The organism is Pseudomonas sp. ICMP 10191, assembly GCF_001467335.1.
GTDB classification, from domain to species: domain Bacteria; phylum Pseudomonadota; class Gammaproteobacteria; order Pseudomonadales; family Pseudomonadaceae; genus Aquipseudomonas; species Aquipseudomonas cerasi.
The window spans coordinates 46,355-67,120 of the sequence record NZ_LKGW01000079.1 but is presented as its reverse complement, the minus strand read 5'-3'; the positions used below and the strand labels follow the sequence as shown (position 1 = coordinate 67,120).

The window sequence follows — 20,766 nt, the reverse complement described above, 5'->3', positions numbered from 1 at the left end:
ACCATGTGGTCATTCAGCCACTGGCGCAGGCAGCGCACGCTGGCCCGACACCCGGTTGCTGAAGAACTATGGCATAAGGTCTGCGCACGTCTGCCGATCCTTGATGGCCTGAGCAGCGGGCAACACGCGCAACTGCGTGACGCCTGCGTGCTGTTTCTGCATGACAAACACCTCAGCGCACTGCCGGGCGTTGATCTGGATGACGAACAACGGCTGGTCCTCGCCGCCCAGGCGCAACTGCCGCTGCTGAACCTGGGCGAACTGAACTGGTATCAGGGTTTTCATGAAATCGTGTTGTACCCCGACGACTTCGTCAGCCCGCAGCGCCATCGCGATGCCAGCGGCGTCGAACACGAGTGGGATGCCGAGCACAGTGGCGAGGCCTGGCTGCAGGGCCCGGTGATTCTGGCCTGGCCCGGCGTATTGAGCAGCGGCGACTGGGATGGCTACAACCTGGTGATCCATGAACTGGCGCACAAGCTCGACATGCTCAACGGCGACGCCAATGGCCTGCCGCCGCTGCACAGCGATATGCAGGTGACCGAATGGGCTCGCGTCATGCAAAGCGCGTTCGATGATCTCAACCGGCAACTGGACCACAACCCCGACGCCGAGCCCGCCATCGATCCCTATGCCGCCGAAGACCCCGCCGAATTCTTCGCCGTGACCAGCGAATACTTCTTCAGCGCACCCGATCTGCTGCACAGCAGTTACCCGGCAGTCTACGAACAACTGAAAGCGTTCTACCGCCAGGACACCCTGGCGCGGCTCGGCCTGCTGCGTCAACAGGACCCGGCTTACCGGGACAGCTGACGGCCGCCAAGGCCATGCGTGGCAACCAAAACAGAATATGCCTATAATCCGGACCACTTTATGGCGGTTCGCGCCACAATCTGTCTGGTCAACTAGGGGGGCAATGCCCAATGAGCTACAGCAAGATTCCGGCGGGTAAAGACCTGCCGAACGACATCTACGTCGCGATCGAAATCCCGGCCAACCACGCGCCGATCAAATACGAAATCGACAAAGATTCCGATTGCCTGTTCGTTGACCGTTTCATGGCCACCCCAATGTTCTACCCGGCCAACTACGGTTTCATTCCCAACACCCTGGCTGACGACGGCGACCCGCTGGACGTGCTGGTGGTAACCCCATACCCGGTTACTCCAGGCTCGGTTATCCGCGCACGCCCGGTAGGCATCCTGCACATGACTGACGACGGCGGCGGCGATGCCAAAGTTATCGCGGTGCCACACGACAAGCTGTCCCAGCTGTACGTCGACGTGAAAGAGTACACCGATCTGCCGCCGCTGCTGCTGGAGCAAATCAAGCACTTCTTCGAGAACTACAAGGATCTCGAAAAAGGCAAATGGGTGAAGATCGAAGGTTGGGGCAACGCTGACGCTGCCCGCGCCGAGATCACCAAATCGGTTGCGGCCTTCAAAGGCTGATCACCGATCTGGCGTTTCAGGGCGCGAACACCCGTGCCCTGAAACACGCTCCCCCCTCCTCGCTGCACCTCCCCGCACACCTCTCTTGCTGAAACGAAATCACCCGTTTTTTTGCAGCACGCACGTTTAAAAATGCGCCCGCCTTTTAGACATTCAATGAACAGTTCGTTAATGCCCGTATAGCGGGGGTAAACGCGCAATACCTCGTTTAGCGCCAAAAGCGCTATTACGGAATCCACCTACACGACATTCATTCCATCCGTAGTCCGGATAGCCACGCCCACCCTGGGATAACGTCGACGTCAACACCTCGTTCATTTAAACGCCCAGACGACGCCCGTAGACTTCGCCACTATGAATACATCAGGTGATCGACTCCGCATCCTCCTTCGGGAGTGCCATCTCACAGCGACTGATTTTGCCGCCAACCGCAAAATCACGCCGCAACACGTCAATAACTGGTTCAAGCGTGGCGTGCCCATGGCGCGGATTGACGAGGTGGCTGAACTGTTGACCGTTAACGCCCGCTGGCTGCGCACCGGCGAAGGCCCCAAACACCCTAACGAATGCGCCAATGAAAACACCGGCGGCAATACCCGCGTCATCATTCATCAGGCCAGAAACGTGTCGCGCGGCGACGTGGAAATCCAGATTTTCATGGAAGCGGAATCCACCCAAGGCCTCGGCAAGACCGTCCTCGCCGAAGCCCCCGGACAGAAAATCCGCCTGCCCCTGCAAGTCCTGCAGAACATGGGCATCGACCCGAAAAACTGCATGTGCGTCGCCATGGTCGGCAACAGCATGGCCGACAAGATCCAGGACGGCTCGATCCTCGGCGTCGACCGCGAACTGACCCAGGTCATCGACGGCGAAATCTACGCCCTCGAACACGGCGGCATCCTGCGCGTCCGCTACCTCTACCGCCTGCCCAACGGCGGCCTGCGCCTGCGCAGCCACAACGACGCCGAATACCCGGACGAACTGTTCAGCGCCGAAGACATCGACCGGGAGAAAATACGGATTCTGGGCTGGATATTCTGGTGGTCGACCCTGAACAGCCGACGCAATGCCATGCTGCTGTTATGAGGTGTTTACGGCTGAAAGGCATTCGGGCTGGGCATGGGAGGCGAAGTTCAGTATCCTGTTCGCCATCCAGAGCACCTGACGCAGTCATGCGATGCGGTGTTTGAACGGGGCATGTGATCCGTTTGCCCTGTTGTCTATTCGCGATTCTTCAAGAGGCGTACCTGTTGAAGGCGATTGCGGTCTATCAAAAATAGATCAGAACCGCCTACGAGAAGCCGGCCACAAGCCGGCTTTTTAATGCCTACTGCTTTCTTCCTGCGGCTGGGCAGTGGATATCATCTGCTTGAGAAGCTTCCCGCCAAATCAGCCGCTGGCAGTACTTTGCTGGTTGTCCCGGTCGAAACCCACTTTAGGATAATCCCAAGTCAGGTTTATTCAGGTAACCGGACTATTAGAGGGTTTGCCAAGTGAAAACCATCCATAACGCTCGCTATCAGGTGTTGCTTGATCTTTTGCTGGAAGCGCGCAACGCAGCCGGTATGACGCAAAAAGAATTAGCGGTCCGGCTAGGGCGACCGCAGTCGTTTGTCTCGAAGACAGAGAATGCCGAGCGCAGGCTCGATGTCATTGAGTTCATGGATGTCTGTCGGGGACTCGGGGCTGATCCATATGCGTTGCTCAGTAAGCTGGATGAACACTTGCGTAACGCGTGACGTATTTCGATACCTACACACGCCCAGCCCTCAAACCCGATACGACTCCGCATGCGCCACGTTCCTCAGCGTGCGCCAGTAAGAGCGAACGCGCTTCGCAAGAGTCGGCGAGGTGCTGAACAGTACGATGGTCGCAAAGGACACCCACCAGCCGGGGCGCAGGCAGGTCAGTAGGTATTGATTGAGCCAGATGCGCGCTATTCTCAGCCTGTAACCCTTCGGGTCGAGCCTTTGCAATTGCTCTATCGCAGAGGCTTTGTAGAGTGTGGTCAGTACGCGGGGGCTGGTCAGAAAACGTTCCGGGAAGTCGACGCCAGCCTCGCAGTGGTTGAGGACTCTGAAGTTGCGTCTCAAGACGTTGTCCCATAACTTCAGGTTGCTCAGCCCTACCTCGCAGGGTCGTGCGAGCCGGGCGTCGATGCCCTTCCTGCGCATGACACCTAGCATCAGTGCCTGCTCGCTCACCAGGCGCGCGGACGTGTAGCCAATGAAGTTGCCAAACGGGTTGCGAGACGGCCTGTCGTTGAAAAGCGTGTCCCTTTCGAACAGTGGTTGCTCCCACATGGCGAGCATTGCTTCGCGCGTGCCGAATTGAACGAGATCCGATATGTGGAACAACATCGGCAACCGTTCAGGGTCGCGAATATAAAGCGTCGTGGTGGTGATGGGCGTGTCGAACAGCTGTGTCTCGCCCGGCTCGGTATCATCGGACTGACCTATGACAGCCAGTGCAGCGCTGGTCAGGTTGTGATCGGCGCGCATTTTCATGACATAGGGTCTTGAAGCGCTTTGAATACCGCATAGCGTCGACCGCAGCATGCGATTGATGTTGATCTGATTACCGGCGTCATCAACGAAGGCACCCGGATCATCCGACATGACGATCTGGTCCGCCTTCACATCGGACGTATCTTCATGACGCCAGGTCGAAACGATGATTTCGGCATCTGGCAGGTGCGTCCGGATCGATACGATGCAGGCGAAGATATTTCGTTTGGAACTCAGGTTGCGATACAGGGGCCCCTGAATAACCACGCTGATTTTTCTGGAGTCGACGGCCACAAGATGAGGCATGTGTTTAACCTTGTAATGAGAAGCGCCTGCTACCGACGGCTAGCGGCAGAGCGGTCAATGGGATCTTGCAACACGCCGAAAGACGCGCAGAGCAACACGCCGCATTCGACGCAGGATGCCCGCCAGCAATGGAAGACTTATCAGTACTCTTTCAAGACGAGTGACCATGAACAGCCTGCCAATCTGAACGGAACGGGCTGAGGCTGTTGTGCTTGCCGGCAAATTGTTGAACGACGCATTGAGGGTTCGCGAATAAATGCCCAGGTGCATGGCGGGCACCATGATCACGAGGTTTCGCTTTCGCAGCTTGGTGCTCAGATAGTTGTAGCGAGCAATTTTCTGGATGAAGTCCATGCAGGTAGCAGAGTCATGCTGGCCAAAATCGATCAGCACCCAGTCGCTTTCGACTTTATCCATGTGCTGGGCAACTCTGTTTGCCACGATGCCGCTTACAGCATTGCAGTGAAGAAAATCATCCAGGCTGAACAAAGCGTGTTCGGTCGATGAATCGCTGGCGGGTAGTTCGGTCAGGTTGTAACGGTCATCAATCACAAGGACGGGAACGGTCTTCCTATGCTCGTGCTGAATGCGCGCCAACTGACAGATCAACTGATGGCTGGCGTTGCTGGCGCTCAAATGAGAAACGACGAATACCTTCACTTCGCCCCCTTGCTGTAGGACATAAAGGGAGTCGAGTTGTAGATGGCCTTCACAGCAGCCCACAGGCTTTCAAAATAGAAAATTTTCCCGTTGTTTCGATAAGCCCGAATGGCCGAAATCAAAATGCCGGGGAGCGACAGAAGGTTGTGGTGAAAGTAATCATCCTGCTGGCGAGCAAACCAGGTCTGCCTGCCGCGTTGACGCAACATATTGCGCACCTCGCAGCTCTGTGTGATCAGTGTCTGTTTGGCCAGCACAGGGTCTGTGAGGAAGCGATTGACCAGAAACTCCTGACGCATGCTCGGTAGCTGGTCGAGCAACACGAGCCTCTCGAAGTCGTTGATAAACGCTCTGACCGTCTCACTGTCGTTTTTGAACGTGGACTGCTGCACTACATTATCGATCAGTTCGATCCAGGCTCGAACAGGGAGATGAACAAGACCGGTTGGAATAACGACCGCCGACGGATTGGCCAGGTATTTGTCAGCGAACTGCCGCAATCTGGCCAGTGCGGTCTCGGCAGACAGGTTCAAAAGAGGTTTCTTTTCCAGCAGGGACACATAACAAAGCCCGGATATTCCGAGACATCCGCCAACGGATTCGACCGGAGCATTGCCACCCAGCAGCGCCCGGGAGGTCACCGACTGAGTGATGCCAAAGGGATTGATACGGTTTGGAATACCCGCGCGCGACGCTCGCAACGCATGCTCGATGTCTTCGTACTCCACCCAGTGCAGGGACTCGTCCAGCGGGCAGGCATTCCAGACATCCTTGCGACAAATGTAGAGGCTGCCTGTCGGGTAGCTGGCGTCACTGTTGTAGCGCATCGGGCTGGCGAAACAGAACCCGGTCCGGTCGACGTCCGGGAATATTGACGGCGCAATGGACTGAGCATTACCGCTGGTGCGGTGCAGCCCCAGCAGCCCCTGAGCGACCTCGTCCATGGCCATGCCGTAATCCGAGTAGCGACGCGGGTGCATGCTGATTCGGTTATCGAAGAACATGCTTTGCAAGGTCATCAACGGATAGCGCGGGCCAAAGCGGCGGACAACTTCCCCGAAGTGTTTTGGCAGAAAGACGCGGTCATGCAGGATCACCAGATTGCTGTGTCTGGCCTCCAGTGCGAGACGGTTTTTCTTCTTGCAGATCTGCACGGGCGGGGCAGTGATGTCCTCCCCCACGATGCGGACCTTGTCGAAATAGGCGAAATTACTTCCCGGTGTGCCGCACAGCAGTATCTCCTTGTGCGGGATGTCAATTTCCAGAATGCGCTTCACGACGGCATTGAGAACAGTGGCGTCGCCCGGACCGACAGGAATGCCGAAGGTCCAGCTGTCGAGATCGTCGTTAGATTCCGCAGTCAGCCTGGATACTTTCCTGTAAGTGACCGAGTTGGCCGAACGCGCAATGACCTTGAGCGAGCCGGCAAAGTAATCACGATCCAGATAACACTCGATTGGCGTGTCTTCGATAACCGTGATCTTTTCGCCAACATTCAGAAAGTGCGCACCGTCCCACAGCAGCAGCGGAGACAGCGGTGAATCACTCTGAACACCATAAAAACAGTAGCTACCCGCCCCATACAAGCACAACGGACGCCGTGCGGCATGCAGTTTCCTGATCACCCGTTCAGGCTTGCGAAACGGATGCGCGCGGAACGAGATGAAGCTGGAGCACTCATGGGGCAGCAGTAGCCCCACCGGGAGGCTGCGCAGACTGCCCGCCGCTATGTAACCGAGGCTTGGGTGGTGCTGGAGATGGGTCGTTTTCATGGTCAGACGACGTACTTGTCAGCAAGCGCACCCGGCACCTTCACGACAACGGTGGTCGCATCGGTGAGCGCTTCAAACGCCGTGATATCGCCCGGTTCCAGAACGATGATGTCGCCGGCATGCCAGACCTGATCGCGCATGTTGACCGACCCGGCAATGAGTACGGTTATCTCGGTGGCGACCTTGTGGTAATGAGCCGCTTCCTTTTCACCTGCCTTGTAGGTCTTGACCCCGACCTCACAGGACTCGGTACTGAAAACTGCAGGTTCGAATCCACCCACGAACCAGCCTTTGACCATGTCTTCCAGTCTTGCCGTTTTCATCGCATCTCTCCTGCTTCGAAAGCGTGGAGCTGACTGTCGGTTTTCAGTGGCCGGTACTGATTGGGTTCGATCCGGTAGGCGCCGATCTTCTTCTGCAACAGCACCAGCTCATTGAGAGCGGGGGCTATGTAGAAGTTGTCGTTGACCCTGGCGTCCTTGCGAATCATCTCCTTGGCTGCCGATACGAATAGCGAGCCGGACTTGAACCAGTACACACCGGCAATGGCGTTTGAGCTGATCGGGTTCTTTTCGGCTGCTTCGATAACCCGGCAGTCGCTGTCCAGGCGCGCGAATGAATAACGAGGGTGCAGAGAATTGAAGATGACCACTCCGGCATCCTCATGACGTTGCCGAAACGCACGTACTGCATCCAGCAGCTGGATATCCAGAAAGTCGCTGATGCTGAGAATCAGCAGTTCGTCATCGTTGTCGATTTCTTCGCTCGCCAGAAGCGCTGTGCAAGCCGCACCACGGGTGATGTTGTGGACCGGTAGAACACTGGCCGACGGGTGCATTTGCGGGACCATGTTGCGAAGGTGCAGCCGGGCGATATCGTTGTTCGAGAATGTGCAGATCATCCTGCGCGGCTGAAGTACTGCGCAGTTGTCTATCAGCGTATGAATCAGCGGCTTGCCTTTGAGTTCGCACAGGTAGTGCGGGTACTCGCCCTCATCATGCGGCGCCTCTGTCTGCCTGCCGGTCAGAAGAATGATATTCAACGCGCTCACAGGACTGCCGCCTTGTCGAAGTTGATCTGTTCAACTTTGCCAAGAATGTTATTGAGGTTTACATCGCAGGTTTCAGCCACGACCAGAACATGTGCGCCTGAGTCTCTGGCGGCCTTGATGCCATTCTCGTTGTCCTCGACGATGAGGCATTCTTCAGGCTGAAGACCCAGTTGGCTGATGGCCTTGGTGTAGATATCCGGCGCTGGTTTGGCATGCTTGACGTCTTCGTTGGAGAGCCGCAGATCGAGGTATCGGTCTAGATCCGCCCTGTTCATCATGACCTCCACGGTGTTGCGAATGGAGTTGGACGCCACTGCCAGCTTGTAACCCAGCGTTTTCAGTGATGACAACGCGTACTGATGCACAAAGGTCGGTTTGCACTGGGCGTAAACAATCTCCATGGTGTACTGCTGCTTCATCTCGTTGATGAAGGCGTGCAACGCAACCGGCAGGTCGCGTTCGACACTCAGCATGTCGAGTTTGCGCGAGGTGGGCAGACCGTCGTAGGCGGTGAGGTGTTCGTGGCGACTGATGTTGTAACCGAACAGGCTGAGCGCTCTGTTGAGTGCGTTGTAATGCCATTCCTTGGCGTCGATAAGAACACCGTCCATATCGAAAATCACTGCCTTGATCATGATTGCCTCACGTGAAGAAAGTGGCTGCGTCTGCGGGAAGATCAGTACACAGCATCAAACGGTCCTGCGACCTGAACTCGAGCAATTGCTGCCACAGGGCGCCATGACCACGCCCGTGCAATTCGGGTGACACCACACAAACCTGCTTGCCCAGGGAAAGAAGATCGCCAATGATCTGGTTGGAGAACCACTCACCCTCAAAACCGTCAAGCCAGACGCCTGCAGCCTGTTTGAGCCAGGCTGGCGACTGCTCTACATCGCTGAGACGGGTGTAAGTGGTGAGGTTGGCGTTGAGGTAACTCCGCATGTCCGGCACCGCCATATCGAAGGCGAACCAGTTGGTATGGCCGTAACGGGCGAAGGTTGCAGCGAGAGCCTGTGCCAGGCCATCCGCCTTGACGTTGATGGCCAGAGGCAGGTTGCGGCCCGCCATGATGTCGAGCAGGCCGTCCAGCGTCAGCTCGCCGCCCGCAGGCATGTCGTGGGAGATGACCAACTGGCCAGCCACATCACGGACATCGGTTTCGGTGCCGAAGCCAAGGTCGAATGATCGATGAAAGGCTTCGGGCAGATTGCGCTGCGGCCTTTGCAGCCAATAGCCGCGATGGCTGATGATCTGCATGTCAGGCCTCTTTTCCCGAGGCTGCCTGCCTGCTCAGCGGCAACGACAGGAACTGGTTGAGGTCTGCCGGGATGCCCAGGCCATACATGCCATGACCTTCTGCACCAATGCTGTAATGAATGACCCTGGCGCCCTGCCCGATGAGCTCGTTGTAAACCGGTGCGACATAGAACTCACCATTGACGCGAAGATCTTTCGCGACCATCGCCTCGATGGCCGATATCAGTTGACCTGCACGGCGAAAGTTATAAATGCCGACAGTGGCCTCGTCAGAGATAACCTCCTTTTCCACCACACGGTCGATCATGCCTGCTGCACTGAAGCCCACGAACGACCATTTCGGATCGCTGGCTTTCATGGTCATGATCAAGCCCTCTGCATCGCTCTCGTTAATTACCTGCAGATAGGCGTTTATATCCACATCGACGTACTGGTCGCTGTTGGCAATCATCACTTGCTGGCTGTCGTCGAGCAGGTGCCGCGCTGCATACACCGAGCACGCAGCGCCCCCGGTCAGGCCGCCGAGCTCGACGATCTCGCAGCCGGGCGCCCAGGCATTCAGTCTTTCCCTCAGCCCGTAACGTGCGACCTGTTCCGACTGACAGATAAAGATGAATCTGTGCGGGCACTTCGGCGTCAGGTTGTCGATCACGACCTTGATCATCGGTACACCATGTACAGGGATCAACGGTTTGGGGTCGGTGTAGCCCGCAACCGCAAAGCGACTCCCGGCCCCGGCCATCGGAACGATAATTTGCAACATGGAAATACCTTTATGAATTGAGTGATGGCCAAGTTGACTGGAAGCATGACATCACGAAACAATGAATCAGTAATAACCCTGCTCGGTCATCCGGCCGCGCTCAAGCGTCAAGTAACGCTGGCAAAACTCTTTACCTTCTTCTACTGCGTGGGTAACAAGGATCAAGGCCATCCCGTCATCCTGCATCATGCGAATTCGTTCGTGGCATTTGCGCTTGAACTCTTCGTCCCCTACCGCAAGAACTTCGTCAGCCAGTAATGTCTGAGGCTCGACATGAACGGCGACTGAAAAACCCAGCCTCATGTACATGCCTGACGAATAGTTCTTTACCGGCGTATCGATGAAGTTTCCCAACCCGGAAAAATCGACAATCTCGTTGAAGCGCGAACGCACTTCCTTGTTACTCAATCCAAACAGACTGGCATTGAGGTAGATATTTTCCTCGCCGGTCAGTTCAGGGTGAAAACCCACTCCTATTTCGATTAGCGGTGCTACTCGCCCCACACTGGTCAGCCGCCCACTGGTGGGCACAAGAATGCGTGAGACCAGTTGCAACAAGGTACTTTTACCTGAACCGTTATGCCCCACCAGTGCAAGCGACTCACCTTTGTGCAAGGTGAACGAGACATCACTGACTGCCGTGAATGTTTCGGCACGCTCACGATATCGAGTGTCAAACAGCCCCAGAAACTTCTTCTTCAAACCGCCTCTGTTATGGCGCAGAACAAACTGTTTGGTAAGGTTCTCTGCCTTGATGACCACGCGACTCATAGATATTCCACCACGCGGTCCACCTTCCTGAACATAAACAGGCCCACCAGCAGCGACGCAGCGCCCATGAACACGCACAGCAGCAAATCACGAGGCTCGGGAACGATTCCGCCATGCAGAATGCTGGTAAAACTGTTGAAGTACAGGCCTACCGGGTTATAGGCCGCAATGCGGGCGACACCGTCGGGCAGCGATGAGGTCACCCATACGATGGGTGTAAGCCAGAACAACAAGGGTAGAAACACATCGGTGAAGTGCTTGGCATCCCGTACGGTGACCTGGATGACGCTGAGTGCCAGACCAACGCCCATGATCAATGCCATGAAGGCGATCAGCACAATCGGATAAAACAACAGTGCACGCGAAAAGACACCGCCCAGCATGGCAAATAGCGATGCATAGACGAGCATGCAGCCGGCCCAGAAAACGACGATGGCCAGCGCCCCGGAAATGGGTAACAACAGACGGGGAAAACGCAACTTTCGAATGAGGTTGCCGTTATTGATCAGCCACTCTCCGCTTTGCGAAACAATTTGTGCCAGAAGCATCCAATGGACAACCCCTGTCACCAGGTGCAGCGCAAAGCGGTCCTGACTACTGGGCAGAATATAAGTGAACACCGTGTAATACGTGAGCGTGACAACCAATGGGTTACCCAACGACCAGACAAAACCCAACGTTGCACCCATGTAACGGATTTTTATTTCCTTGGAAACAAGATTGATGATCAGGTCACGCCACTTCATCACGCCCGGACTGCAGAAAGACGGCATACGGTATCCAGCTATTAATAGGTAAATCAGAGAGAGCGACTTTGACAACCAAGATCATAAATGGATAACCTTATGGCCTCACGCTGCGAACACATGTTCTCTTCTTTTACCCAGCTACAGCTATAGGACGCCGCCTTAGTTCCTGTGGGAATATTCCACAAGCTACCAACGGCAGCGAACTGAGCCCCTCGCTACACTCGTTCACGATCGCAAGGCACTTCCCTGCACGCGCGTTGATCTATAACGTCAATGGTCCTTTGCAACACTACCGGTCCAGCGATCCCCCTTGAACAAGCGAGGCTTCTCATGACGCAAACGCCCTACACTCCGCCGAAGGTCTGGCACCAGGAAACAAAAGCGGGCGGCACGTTCGCCAGCATCAACCGGCCCGTCGCCGGCCCTACGCACGACAAGGAGCTGCCGGTCGGCAAACACCCGCTGCAGCTTTATTCACTGGCCACACCCAACGGTGTAAAGGTCACGATCATGCTCGAAGAGCTGCTGGCGCTCGGACACCGCGGCGCGGAATACGATGCCTGGCTGATCCGCATCTCCGAGGGCGATCAGTTCTCCAGCGGCTTTGTCGAGATCAATCCCAATTCCAAGATCCCGGCATTGCTGGACCGAAGCCATGAAACACCTGTTCGGGTATTCGAGTCCGGCTCTATCCTGCTGTACCTGGCTGAGAAGTTTTCCAGCTTCCTGCCAGCCGACCCGGCAGGCCGTACCGAAACGCTGAACTGGCTGTTCTGGCAGATGGGCGCCGCGCCTTATCTGGGTGGCGGTTTCGGGCATTTCTATGCCTACGCGCCCGAGAAACTCGAATACCCCATCAACCGCTTCGCGATGGAGGCCAAGCGCCAACTCGATGTGCTCAACCGCCGCCTGGGCGAGCACCGCTATCTGGCTGGCGATACCTACACGATTGCCGATATCGCGGTCTGGCCATGGTATGGCGCGCTGGTGCGGAACAAAGTGTATTCGGCTGCCGAATTCCTCTCGGTACACGAATACCCGAACCTGATTCGCTGGACGGAAGAAATCGCCGCACGCCCGGCCGTTATCAAAGGCCAGAAGGTCAATCGCACCTGGGGCGAAGAAGCCGATCAGGTTCCGGAGCGGCATCAGGCATCCGATCTGGATAAATAAGGCACACGTCAAGTCCTTCGCGGACAGAAACCTGATGCTACAAACCCACAGGAAACTCTGGAACAGAACTTCCTGATCTGCACGTAAAGTAGCCGACCTTAACCACCGCCCAAGGACGCGCCTTTATGAGCCGAACAACCGTTCTTCCAGACTTTCGCTCGCAATCGCCCATCAGGTTGCTACGCAGTGGAGTACTTTCAGTATGAGTACTCCCAACACACCGCATACGCCTGTACATGATCGCTTTGATGAAGTGCTCGCCATGATCCGGAGCGCTCGACAGCAGGCCGCACAGGCGGTGAACACGCAATTGATCGAGCTTTACTGGCAAGTCGGCGCTTACATCAGTCGCAAGCTTGAAAACGCTGAATGGGGTGACGCGGTGGTCACCCAGCTTGCCGAGCATCTGGCCACCACCCAGCCAGGACTGCGTGGTTTCACACGCAGCAACCTTTTTCGCATGCGCCAATTCTATGNGTCGCGCCACTGGCGCGACGATTATCCTGGTCACATAACCTGATCATTTTCAGCCAGAGCAAGCGTCCTGAAGAACGCGAGTTCTACCTGAAAATGGCAACTCAGGAAAGGTGGTCAAAACGCGAACTTGAGCGCCAATTCAAGAACGCTCTATTCGAGCGTACTGTCACCCAGCCAGCCAAAGCCTCGGCGATGCTCAAGGAAACTCGGCCGGCCGCACTGGATATATTCCGTGATGCCTACATGGTGGAGTTTCTGGAGCTGCCACCGGGGCACGCCGAAGCGGACCTGCATGGCGGTTTGTTGAAACGCCTGAGGGACTTTCTGATCGAGCTAGGCCGCGACTTCTGTTTTGTCGGCTCCGAGTACGCGCTGCAGGTCGGCAGCCAGGACTTTGCTCTGGATCTGCTGTTTTTCCATCGAGGCCTCAATTGCCTCGTTGCCATTGAGCTCAAGGTCGGCCGCTTTGAGCCCGAATACCTCGGCAAACTGGACTTTTACCTGGAAGCGCTGGACCGCAACGAACGCAAACCCCATGAAAACCCGGCCATTGGCGTCTTACTCTGCGCCAGCAAAAACGACGAAGTCGTCGAGTACGCTCTGAACCGCTCGCTTTCACCCGCGTTGATTGCCGAGTACCAGACCCGCCTGCCGGACAGACAGTTACTGCAAGCGAAACTGCATGAGTTCTACGCGAGTGCTGTGTTGAACGATCAGTGATACCTGCCAGGCGCACGATGCATTACGCTTGCGGGTACCTGAGCCGCAGCCTGCAAGCCTTTTTCACCCGGAGCCTCCAATGCCGCAAGACAAAGACCCTCGTGCCCACACCGCCCTGTCGCAACGCGGTCGCAGTGCTGCCAGCGGGCCGGGGATTGCGGTCAACCCACCCGTCGTGCGCCTCAGTACGGTGCTGTTCGACAGTCTGGAAAGCTTGCGGCAGGCGGAAATTCGCACCGCAGGACCGGAGCGCTCGCTGACTTACGGCGCCAACGGTAACCCGACTGCGTTTGCCTTGCAGGACCTGATCTCCGAGCTCGAAGGTGCACACGGCACCTGCCTGTACCCGACCGGGCTGGCCGCAGTGGCACAGATGCTTCAATCGTTTCTACGCCCTGGCGATCATGTCCTGATCACCGAATCGGTCTATGGTCCTGTTCGGCGGCTGGCGAAAACCATGCTGACCGCCTTCGACATCCAGTTCGATTTCTACGCGGCCAACGGCAGTAACGTGGAATCGCTGATCAAGGCCAACACCCGGATGATCTATGCCGAGGTGCCCGGCTCGCTGACATTCGACATGTGTGACCTGCCATCCCTGTCACAGCTGTGCAAAGCAAGGAATCTGCTGCTGGCTGTGGATAACTCCTGGGGCTCGGGGGTGCTGTACAAGCCGCTGGAGCTGGGCGCGGACATTTCGCTGATGGCCCTGACCAAGTACGTGGCCGGCCACTCCGACGTGATGATGGGCAGCGTCAGCACCACCGAAGCGCACTGGCATACCCTGAAAACCATGAGCACCGCCGTGGGCAATACCGTCAGCCCCGACGATGCCTATCTGGTGCTGCGTGGCGCCCGCAGTCTGGCGGCGCGCATGGCCATGCATGAGCGTCACGCGCTGCAGATCGCACAATGGCTGCAGACTCAGCCCCAGGTTGCCCGCGTGCTGTATCCCGCGTTGCCGGACGATCCGGGCCACTCGATCTGGAAGCGCGACTTCCATGGCTGCAACGGCTTGCTCAGTTTTGAATTCAACACCGTTGACCGGCAGGTGCTGGATCGCTTTACCGGCGCGTTGAAACTGTTCGGCGTCGGCTACTCCTGGGGTGGTTTTGAAAGCTTGATCACGGAAGTCGAACAACACGGTCCCGAGCGCGGTAGCGGCCCGATGCTGCGGCTGCAGGTCGGCCTGGAAAGCCCGGAAGACCTGATCGCGGATCTGCGCAACGGATTCGCGGCAGGTTGACCCCTGCAGTCGCTTGAAGAGCGCAGGTCCGTCGCCGCAATTTGCCCAGACGCCAACGCTCTGCTAGTGTCGCGCGGTTTAACCTCTACCGGAAATGCCCTTATGGCCCGCAAGAAAGCTGCACTGGATTTCGAACAGTCACTCGCTGATCTGCAAGCGCTGGTAGAGCGGCTGGAAAATGGCGAGTTGTCGCTGGAAGACTCCCTGACCGCCTTCGAGCAAGGTGTACGCCTGACCCGCGACTGCCAGAGCGCCCTCACCCACGCCGAGCAGAAGGTTCAGGTATTGCTGGAACGCGATGGCGAGCTCAGCGAAGAGCCGTTCGACGATGCGGAACTCCCCGAATGATCGCGAGCTATCAAGCGCAAAGCCAGACTCGCGTCAACGCAGCACTCGATGGGCTGTTCAAGGCCCCGGGCCCTGAGCTCGAACGCCTCTACGAAGCCATGCGCTACAGCGTGATGAACGGCGGCAAGCGCGTACGCCCGCTGCTCGCGTATGCCGCCTGCGAAGCACTGGGCGGTGTAGCCGAGGATGCCAACGGCGCCGCCTGTGCCGTTGAGCTGATTCATGCCTACTCGCTGGTCCATGACGATTTGCCGGCAATGGACGACGATGACTTGCGTCGCGGCCAGCCAACCACACACAAGGCCTTCGATGAAGCCTGCGCGATCCTCGCCGGTGACGGCCTGCAAAGCCTGGCCTTCACCGCCCTGCTCGCCCCTCACCTGACGTCACGCGATGCCGAGACGCGTCTGCAGATGGTCACTGCCCTCGCGACGGCGGCCGGACCGGCGGGCATGGTGGGTGGCCAGGCTATCGATCTGGGTTCAGTGGGGCTGAAGCTCGATCAGGCGGCGCTGGAATACATGCATCGCCACAAGACCGGTGCATTGATCGAAGCCAGCGTCCGCCTTGGCGCACTGGCCAGCGGTCACGCCGATCAGCCCCGCCTCGATGCCCTACAGGTCTACGCGCGTGCAATCGGCCTGGCTTTTCAGGTTCAGGACGACATTCTCGATGTCGAAAGCGATACCGCGACCCTCGGCAAGCGCCAGGGCGCCGACATCGCCCGCGACAAGCCGACCTACCCGGCGCTGCTGGGCCTGGAAGCGGCCAAACACTACGCACTGGAACTGCGTGATCAGGCGCTGCAGGCACTGAGCCCGTTCGATGCCGCCGCAGAGCCGTTGCGCCAGCTGGCACGCTACATCGTCGAACGTCGCCACTGATCACTGTCACCCGAACCGGAAAATCCGCTGAATCAACCACGCGTCACGGTGGTCTCAGTGAGTACACATGTCAGTCGGCAGGTCATCCGCCGACTCACTTCATGGGCAGCGTGCGATGCATAAGGTAAACTGCCGCCTCTTTTACTTATAACGATTCGCCTGATGCCCACGACGTTCAAAGAGATCCCACGCGAGCGCCCGGTCACGCCGTTGCTCGACCGAGCCGACACCCCGCACGGCCTGCGCCGTCTGGGCGAAGCCGAGCTGGAAACCCTGGCCGATGAACTGCGCCTGGAATTGCTGTATTCCGTTGGCCAGACCGGAGGGCATTTTGGTGCCGGCCTCGGGGTCATCGAGCTGACCATCGCGCTGCATTACGTTTTCGACACCCCGGACGATCGTCTGGTGTGGGACGTGGGTCATCAAGCCTATCCGCACAAGATCCTCACCGGCCGTCGCGCGCGCATGTCCACGCTGCGCCAGAAGGACGGGGTTGCGGCCTTTCCGCGTCGCAGCGAAAGCGAGTACGACACCTTTGGTGTCGGGCACTCCAGCACCTCGATCAGCGCCGCGCTGGGCATGGCGATTGCCTCGCGCCTGCAGGGCAGCGAGCGCAAATCGATTGCCGTGATCGGCGACGGTGCGCTGACTGCCGGCATGGCCTTCGAAGCGCTGAACCACGCGCCGGAAGTGGCCGCCGACATGTTGGTGATCCTCAACGACAACGACATGTCGATCTCGCGCAATGTCGGCGGACTGTCGAATTATCTGGCCAAGATTCTTTCCAGCCGCACCTACAGCAGCATGCGTGAAGGCAGCAAAAAGGTGCTTTCGCGCCTGCCCGGTGCCTGGGAAATCGCGCGGCGCACCGAAGAGTACGCCAAAGGCATGCTGGTCCCGGGTACGCTCTTCGAAGAGCTGGGCTGGAATTACATCGGTCCTATCGACGGCCACGACCTGCCGACCCTGATCGCCACCCTGCGCAATATGCGTGACCTGAAAGGCCCGCAGTTTCTGCATGTGGTGACCAAGAAGGGCAAGGGGTTTGCGCCGGCCGAAGTCGATCCGATCGGCTATCACGCCATTACCAAGCTAGAGCCGCTGAATGCGCCTGCCGCGCAGAAAAAGATCAGCGCACCGAAATACTCCGGTGTGTTCGGCCAGTGGATCTGTGACATGGCCGACGCTGATTCGCGGCTGGTCGGCATCACACCGGCGATGAAGGAAGGTTCGGACCTCGTTGCGTTCAGCGAACGCTTTCCCGAGCGCTACTTCGACGTGGCAATTGCCGAGCAACACGCAGTGACCCTGGCGGCCGGTATGGCGTGCGAAGGCAGCAAGCCGGTGGTGGCGATCTATTCGACCTTCCTGCAGCGTGGTTACGATCAGTTGATCCACGACGTCGCAGTACAGAACCTCGACGTGCTTTTCGCCATCGACCGCGCCGGGCTGGTGGGTGAAGACGGCCCGACTCACGCAGGCAGCTTCGACCTCTCGTACCTGCGCTGCATCCCCGGCATGCTGGTGATGACGCCGAGCGATGAAAACGAACTGCGCAAGCTGCTCAGCACCGGTTACCTGCATACCGGCCCCGCGGCAGTACGCTACCCACGCGGCACCGGCCCTAACGCGGTTATCGAGGACAGTCTTGACCCGGTCGAGATCGGCAAGGGCGTTGTGCGGCGTCAGGGCCAGGGCGTTGCGATACTGGCGTTCGGCGTGCAACTGGCCGAGGCGCTGGTGGTGGCCGAGACGCTCGATGCAACGGTGATCGACATGCGTTTCGTCAAGCCACTGGACGAAGCCTTGGTCAGCGAAGCTGCCGCCAACCACGAGTTGCTGGTCACACTGGAAGAAAACGCCGTCATGGGCGGTGCAGGTGCTGCGGTCAGCGAGTTCCTGGCGCGCGCCAATATCCTCAAGTCGGTATTGCACCTGGGTCTGCCGGATGTCTACGTCGAGCATGCCAAGCCTGCGCAGATGCTCACCGAGTGCGGCCTGGATGCCCAAGGGATCGAAGCCGCGATCAATGAGCGACTGGCGCTGATTGGCTGACTGCCAGAGGTTCCTCACGCGCCTGGCGTGAGGAACGATCATCACCCGCCCTCGTGCAGCAATCCTGATAACATGCTGCGCACTTCGACACTGCCGCGATGCCAGCCGATGCCTCATGTGACCCGCTCCGCCTCCACGCCTGAATTGACCTCGTTGTTCGCCGCCTTGCAGCAGCACTTCATGCAGGTCGTCGTTCCGCTGTGGCAGGGTCCTGGCTGGAACGCACAATTGGCATTGCCTTACGAAGCACTCGACGCCGGAGATCAACCGCTGCCGCCGCAACGCTATCGCGCCATGGCCTGTGCGCGTCAGCTGTTTCTGTTTTCCAGCCTCATCGATCACGCACAAGTGCCGGATGCACGGGCGCGGGCCGGTGAATTGTTCCGCTCCCTGCAACAGCACTTCCACGATGCCGAGCATGGCGGCTGGTTCTACAGCATCGATCCACAGGGCAAGCCGCTGGATCGCCGCAAGGACCTCTACACCCACGCCTTCATTATTTTTGCCTGTGCACACTACTGGGCGAAAGCTCAGGACCCGCTGGCAGAGTCGGTGCTCAATGCAGCGCTCAACGTTGTCGCCGAACGCTTTGCCGACAACGACGGGCTGTACGAGGCGCAGCTCGATGAAGACTGGTCGATACTGGGCACCGGACCGTTGCAAAACCCCTTGATGCACCTGGCAGAGGCCTTTCTGGCTACCCTGTCGGTGCGTGCCGACCCTGCCACACAGGCTGCACTGGACGCGCTGGTTATCCACATGCAACGCCGTTTCGTCGATACGGCAACCGGCGTGATGCTGGAGAAGCCTCTGGGCGCTGTGGATAACTGGTACGAGCCAGGTCATCAGTTCGAATGGTTCTTCCTGCTGCAATCGTCCCCGGAACTACACGGGCGCGAGCTGCATGAATCCATGACCCGCGCGTTCGTCTACGCTCAGGCGCAGGGTGTCGATCCTGACAGCGGGGCTGTGACGGCGATGCTGGCGCTCGATGGTACGGTGCGCGATGCCACCCAGCGTATCTGGGCCCAAGCGGAATACCTGCGGGCGATGGCCCTGCGCCCCGACTGCGAAGCGGCCTTGACCCGGCAGCTGTCGGCCTTCGAGCAGCGCTTTCTGCATGCCCGGGGCTGGAACGAGTGCGTCGAGCCCGATGGCAGAGTCAGCCGCAGCGATATGCCGTCGACGACGCCCTACCACTTGGCCACCTGCTACATCGGCCTGGCAGATTTCGTCGAAAATCGCTTCGTCAGCGCATTCCCGCCGCCAACGCCGGCAGATAGCTGATCAGACCCAGCTGATCGGACCGCATCTGCGCGGCCCGATCAGCACATCAATCAACCGCGGTTGCGATCAATCGCAAAGCCGGCCCAGGTCTGGCTGACTGGCATCAGTTCCAGGCTGTTGATGTTGACGTGCGCTGGCGTGTTCATGATCCAGAAGATGGTGTCGGCGATGTCCTGAGGCTGAATCGGCTCGGCACCTGCGTAGGTCGCATCGTACTTGGCCTGATCACCGCCGAAACGTACCAGCGAAAACTCGCTCTCGCACAGCCCTGGCTCAAGATTGGTGACTCGCACGCCCGTGCCGATCAGATCGTTGCGCAGGTTCAGCGAGAACTGCCCGACAAAGGCCTTGGTGCCACCGTAGACGTTGCCACCCGGATAAGGGTAGTTACCGGCGACCGAACCCAGGTTGACGATGCTCGCGCCGCGACCATGCGCGATCAGGCGTGGCAGCAGCAGACGCGTGGTGTAGACCAGACCTTTGACGTTGGTGTCGATCATGGTGTCCCAGTCATCCAGATCGCACTTGGGTGCAGGATCGATTCCCAGCGCCAGGCCGGCATTATTGATCAGCCCGCGAATGGTGCCGAACTCTTCAGGCAAATCTGCGATGGCGCTCTCCATCGCCTTGCGGTCACGCACATCCAGCACCAGCGTATGCACCTTGGTCTGCTTCGACAGCTCGGCGCTCAAGGCATCCAGACGGTCCTTGCGTCGACCGGTCAGCACCAGCGACCAGCCCGCCTCGGCGAAACGGCGGGCACACGCCTCGCCAAAACCGGAAGTGGCGCCCGTGATGAATACAGTGGAAGTCATTTCATTCTCCTGACATGGCGCAAAAACAGCGCTGCCTGTTAATAAGTTTCTGGCAAGGGCAGCAGAATGCCCGTCAGCGGGACATCGATGCAACAACCGAGTGCATTTGTACAAAAAACAACCAACCCGGAGCAAGCCTTGCGCCACGGGCCTCGCAGGTACTTTTGCCCACCTTATCCACAGTCAGACCCACAATCTCTGGGGGCAAGTCAGTGGCGCTGGACATCACGTGTTTCGGGGCCTGCAGCGTATCAGGCGAAGTTTTTTCCTTGACTTTGCCCGACACTGGCAAGAGGTCGGAAAGCGTCAGAAAACGGTGATGGCCTGTAGCCCAGACCCTATAACGTCCGGGGCAGTCTTTCCAAGGCTTGTTAACAGACTTATCCACAGGCTTTTCACCTGAAAAACCTGTATGAACGACCAGCCCCCATGCTGTTGACAAACGCCCCATCAGGCCGGTCGAAAATCACTGTG

At 58.1% G+C, this 20,766-nt stretch carries 21 protein-coding genes and 1 pseudogene; 11 read left to right on the top strand and 11 right to left on the bottom strand.

From position 1 onward, the window contains the following. Positions 1-3: 3 nt before the first annotated feature. From AO388_RS07485 to AO388_RS07470, 4 genes are all read left to right on the top strand, one after another. Entirely contained in the window at positions 4-813 is an 810-nt protein-coding gene (locus AO388_RS07485) for a zinc-dependent peptidase (protein WP_058416253.1), read from the top strand. 110 nt (positions 814-923) lie between these two features. Next, entirely contained in the window at positions 924-1,451 is a 528-nt protein-coding gene (gene ppa / locus AO388_RS07480) for an inorganic diphosphatase (protein ID WP_003366402.1), read from the top strand. A 354-nt stretch (positions 1,452-1,805) separates the two neighbouring features. Beyond that, on the top strand, positions 1,806-2,537 hold the full coding sequence (locus tag AO388_RS07475; protein ID WP_032609236.1) for a LexA family transcriptional regulator: 732 nt from the start codon (positions 1,806-1,808) through the stop codon (positions 2,535-2,537). 407 nt (positions 2,538-2,944) lie between these two features. After that, positions 2,945-3,190 carry a helix-turn-helix domain-containing protein gene (locus AO388_RS07470; RefSeq protein ID WP_058416252.1) on the top strand — a complete coding sequence of 82 codons (246 nt, stop codon included), beginning with the start codon at positions 2,945-2,947 and terminating at the stop codon, positions 3,188-3,190. 30 nt (positions 3,191-3,220) lie between these two features. Here AO388_RS07470 and AO388_RS07465 read toward each other — a convergent pair whose 3' ends face one another. The 10 genes from AO388_RS07465 to AO388_RS07420 all read right to left on the bottom strand — a co-directional run bounded on the left by AO388_RS07465 (position 3,221) and on the right by AO388_RS07420 (position 11,311). Then, a complete protein-coding gene (locus tag AO388_RS07465; RefSeq protein ID WP_054081318.1) occupies positions 3,221-4,264 on the bottom strand; it encodes a WavE lipopolysaccharide synthesis family protein in 1,044 nt (347 codons plus the stop codon). Positions 4,265-4,318: 54 nt separating this feature from the next. Next, positions 4,319-4,924, bottom strand: coding sequence for a hypothetical protein (locus tag AO388_RS07460; RefSeq protein ID WP_054081317.1), 606 nt, complete (start codon positions 4,922-4,924; stop codon positions 4,319-4,321). Next, positions 4,921-6,696 carry a hypothetical protein gene (locus AO388_RS07455; protein ID WP_058416251.1) on the bottom strand — a complete coding sequence of 592 codons (1,776 nt, stop codon included), beginning with the start codon at positions 6,694-6,696 and terminating at the stop codon, positions 4,921-4,923. The genes AO388_RS07460 and AO388_RS07455 overlap by 4 nt, the downstream gene beginning before the upstream one ends. A gap of 2 nt (positions 6,697-6,698) precedes the next feature. Further along, the gene (locus AO388_RS07450) at positions 6,699-7,019 is read right to left on the bottom strand and encodes a hypothetical protein (RefSeq protein ID WP_003317241.1); all 321 of its coding nucleotides are present in this window, start codon (positions 7,017-7,019) and stop codon (positions 6,699-6,701) included. After that, complete coding sequence (locus AO388_RS07445) at positions 7,016-7,747, bottom strand: glycosyltransferase family 2 protein (RefSeq protein ID WP_058416250.1); 732 nt, start codon at positions 7,745-7,747, stop codon at positions 7,016-7,018. The genes AO388_RS07450 and AO388_RS07445 overlap by 4 nt, the downstream gene beginning before the upstream one ends. After that, positions 7,744-8,382: an HAD family hydrolase gene (locus tag AO388_RS07440; protein ID WP_003366391.1), complete on the bottom strand. Its 639-nt coding sequence runs from the start codon at positions 8,380-8,382 to the stop codon at positions 7,744-7,746. The genes AO388_RS07445 and AO388_RS07440 overlap by 4 nt, the downstream gene beginning before the upstream one ends. A 7-nt stretch (positions 8,383-8,389) precedes the next feature. Then, positions 8,390-9,004 (bottom strand): hypothetical protein, encoded by a 615-nt coding sequence (locus AO388_RS07435; RefSeq protein WP_058416249.1) that lies wholly within the window; start codon positions 9,002-9,004, stop codon positions 8,390-8,392. Between the two features lies 1 nt (position 9,005). After that, a complete protein-coding gene (locus AO388_RS07430; RefSeq protein WP_058416248.1) occupies positions 9,006-9,767 on the bottom strand; it encodes a glycosyltransferase family 2 protein in 762 nt (253 codons plus the stop codon). A 66-nt stretch (positions 9,768-9,833) separates the two neighbouring features. Beyond that, entirely contained in the window at positions 9,834-10,538 is a 705-nt protein-coding gene (locus tag AO388_RS07425) for an ABC transporter ATP-binding protein (protein ID WP_003366382.1), read from the bottom strand. Continuing rightward, a complete protein-coding gene (locus AO388_RS07420) occupies positions 10,535-11,311 on the bottom strand; it encodes an ABC transporter permease (RefSeq protein ID WP_058416247.1) in 777 nt (258 codons plus the stop codon). Before AO388_RS07420 ends, AO388_RS07425 begins: the two co-directional genes overlap by 4 nt. A 306-nt stretch (positions 11,312-11,617) precedes the next feature. On the opposite strand from AO388_RS07420, the gene yghU reads away from it, so the two are divergent. The 7 genes and pseudogenes from yghU (at position 11,618) to AO388_RS07385 (ending at position 19,477) form a co-directional block, all read left to right on the top strand. Next, positions 11,618-12,460: a glutathione-dependent disulfide-bond oxidoreductase gene (gene yghU / locus AO388_RS07415; RefSeq protein ID WP_058416246.1), complete on the top strand. Its 843-nt coding sequence runs from the start codon at positions 11,618-11,620 to the stop codon at positions 12,458-12,460. 202 nt (positions 12,461-12,662) lie between these two features. Next, a pseudogene (locus AO388_RS07410) lies at positions 12,663-13,657 on the top strand (PDDEXK nuclease domain-containing protein). A gap of 79 nt (positions 13,658-13,736) precedes the next feature. Next, positions 13,737-14,903, top strand: coding sequence for a cystathionine beta-lyase (metC, locus tag AO388_RS07405; protein ID WP_058397714.1), 1,167 nt, complete (start codon positions 13,737-13,739; stop codon positions 14,901-14,903). A 102-nt stretch (positions 14,904-15,005) separates the two neighbouring features. Then, on the top strand, positions 15,006-15,251 hold the full coding sequence (locus AO388_RS07400) for an exodeoxyribonuclease VII small subunit (RefSeq protein ID WP_054986038.1): 246 nt from the start codon (positions 15,006-15,008) through the stop codon (positions 15,249-15,251). Beyond that, positions 15,248-16,135 (top strand): polyprenyl synthetase family protein, encoded by an 888-nt coding sequence (locus tag AO388_RS07395; RefSeq protein ID WP_010407759.1) that lies wholly within the window; start codon positions 15,248-15,250, stop codon positions 16,133-16,135. Before AO388_RS07400 ends, AO388_RS07395 begins: the two co-directional genes overlap by 4 nt. Before the next feature lie 162 nt (positions 16,136-16,297). Beyond that, a complete protein-coding gene (dxs, locus tag AO388_RS07390; protein WP_058416245.1) occupies positions 16,298-18,190 on the top strand; it encodes a 1-deoxy-D-xylulose-5-phosphate synthase in 1,893 nt (630 codons plus the stop codon). Positions 18,191-18,262: 72 nt separating this feature from the next. Further along, positions 18,263-19,477 (top strand): AGE family epimerase/isomerase, encoded by a 1,215-nt coding sequence (locus AO388_RS07385; RefSeq protein WP_003431916.1) that lies wholly within the window; start codon positions 18,263-18,265, stop codon positions 19,475-19,477. A gap of 50 nt (positions 19,478-19,527) precedes the next feature. On the opposite strand, the gene AO388_RS07380 is transcribed toward AO388_RS07385, so the two are convergent. Beyond that, positions 19,528-20,292 carry an SDR family oxidoreductase gene (locus AO388_RS07380; RefSeq protein WP_003431917.1) on the bottom strand — a complete coding sequence of 255 codons (765 nt, stop codon included), beginning with the start codon at positions 20,290-20,292 and terminating at the stop codon, positions 19,528-19,530. Between the last annotated feature and the right edge of the window lie 474 nt (positions 20,293-20,766).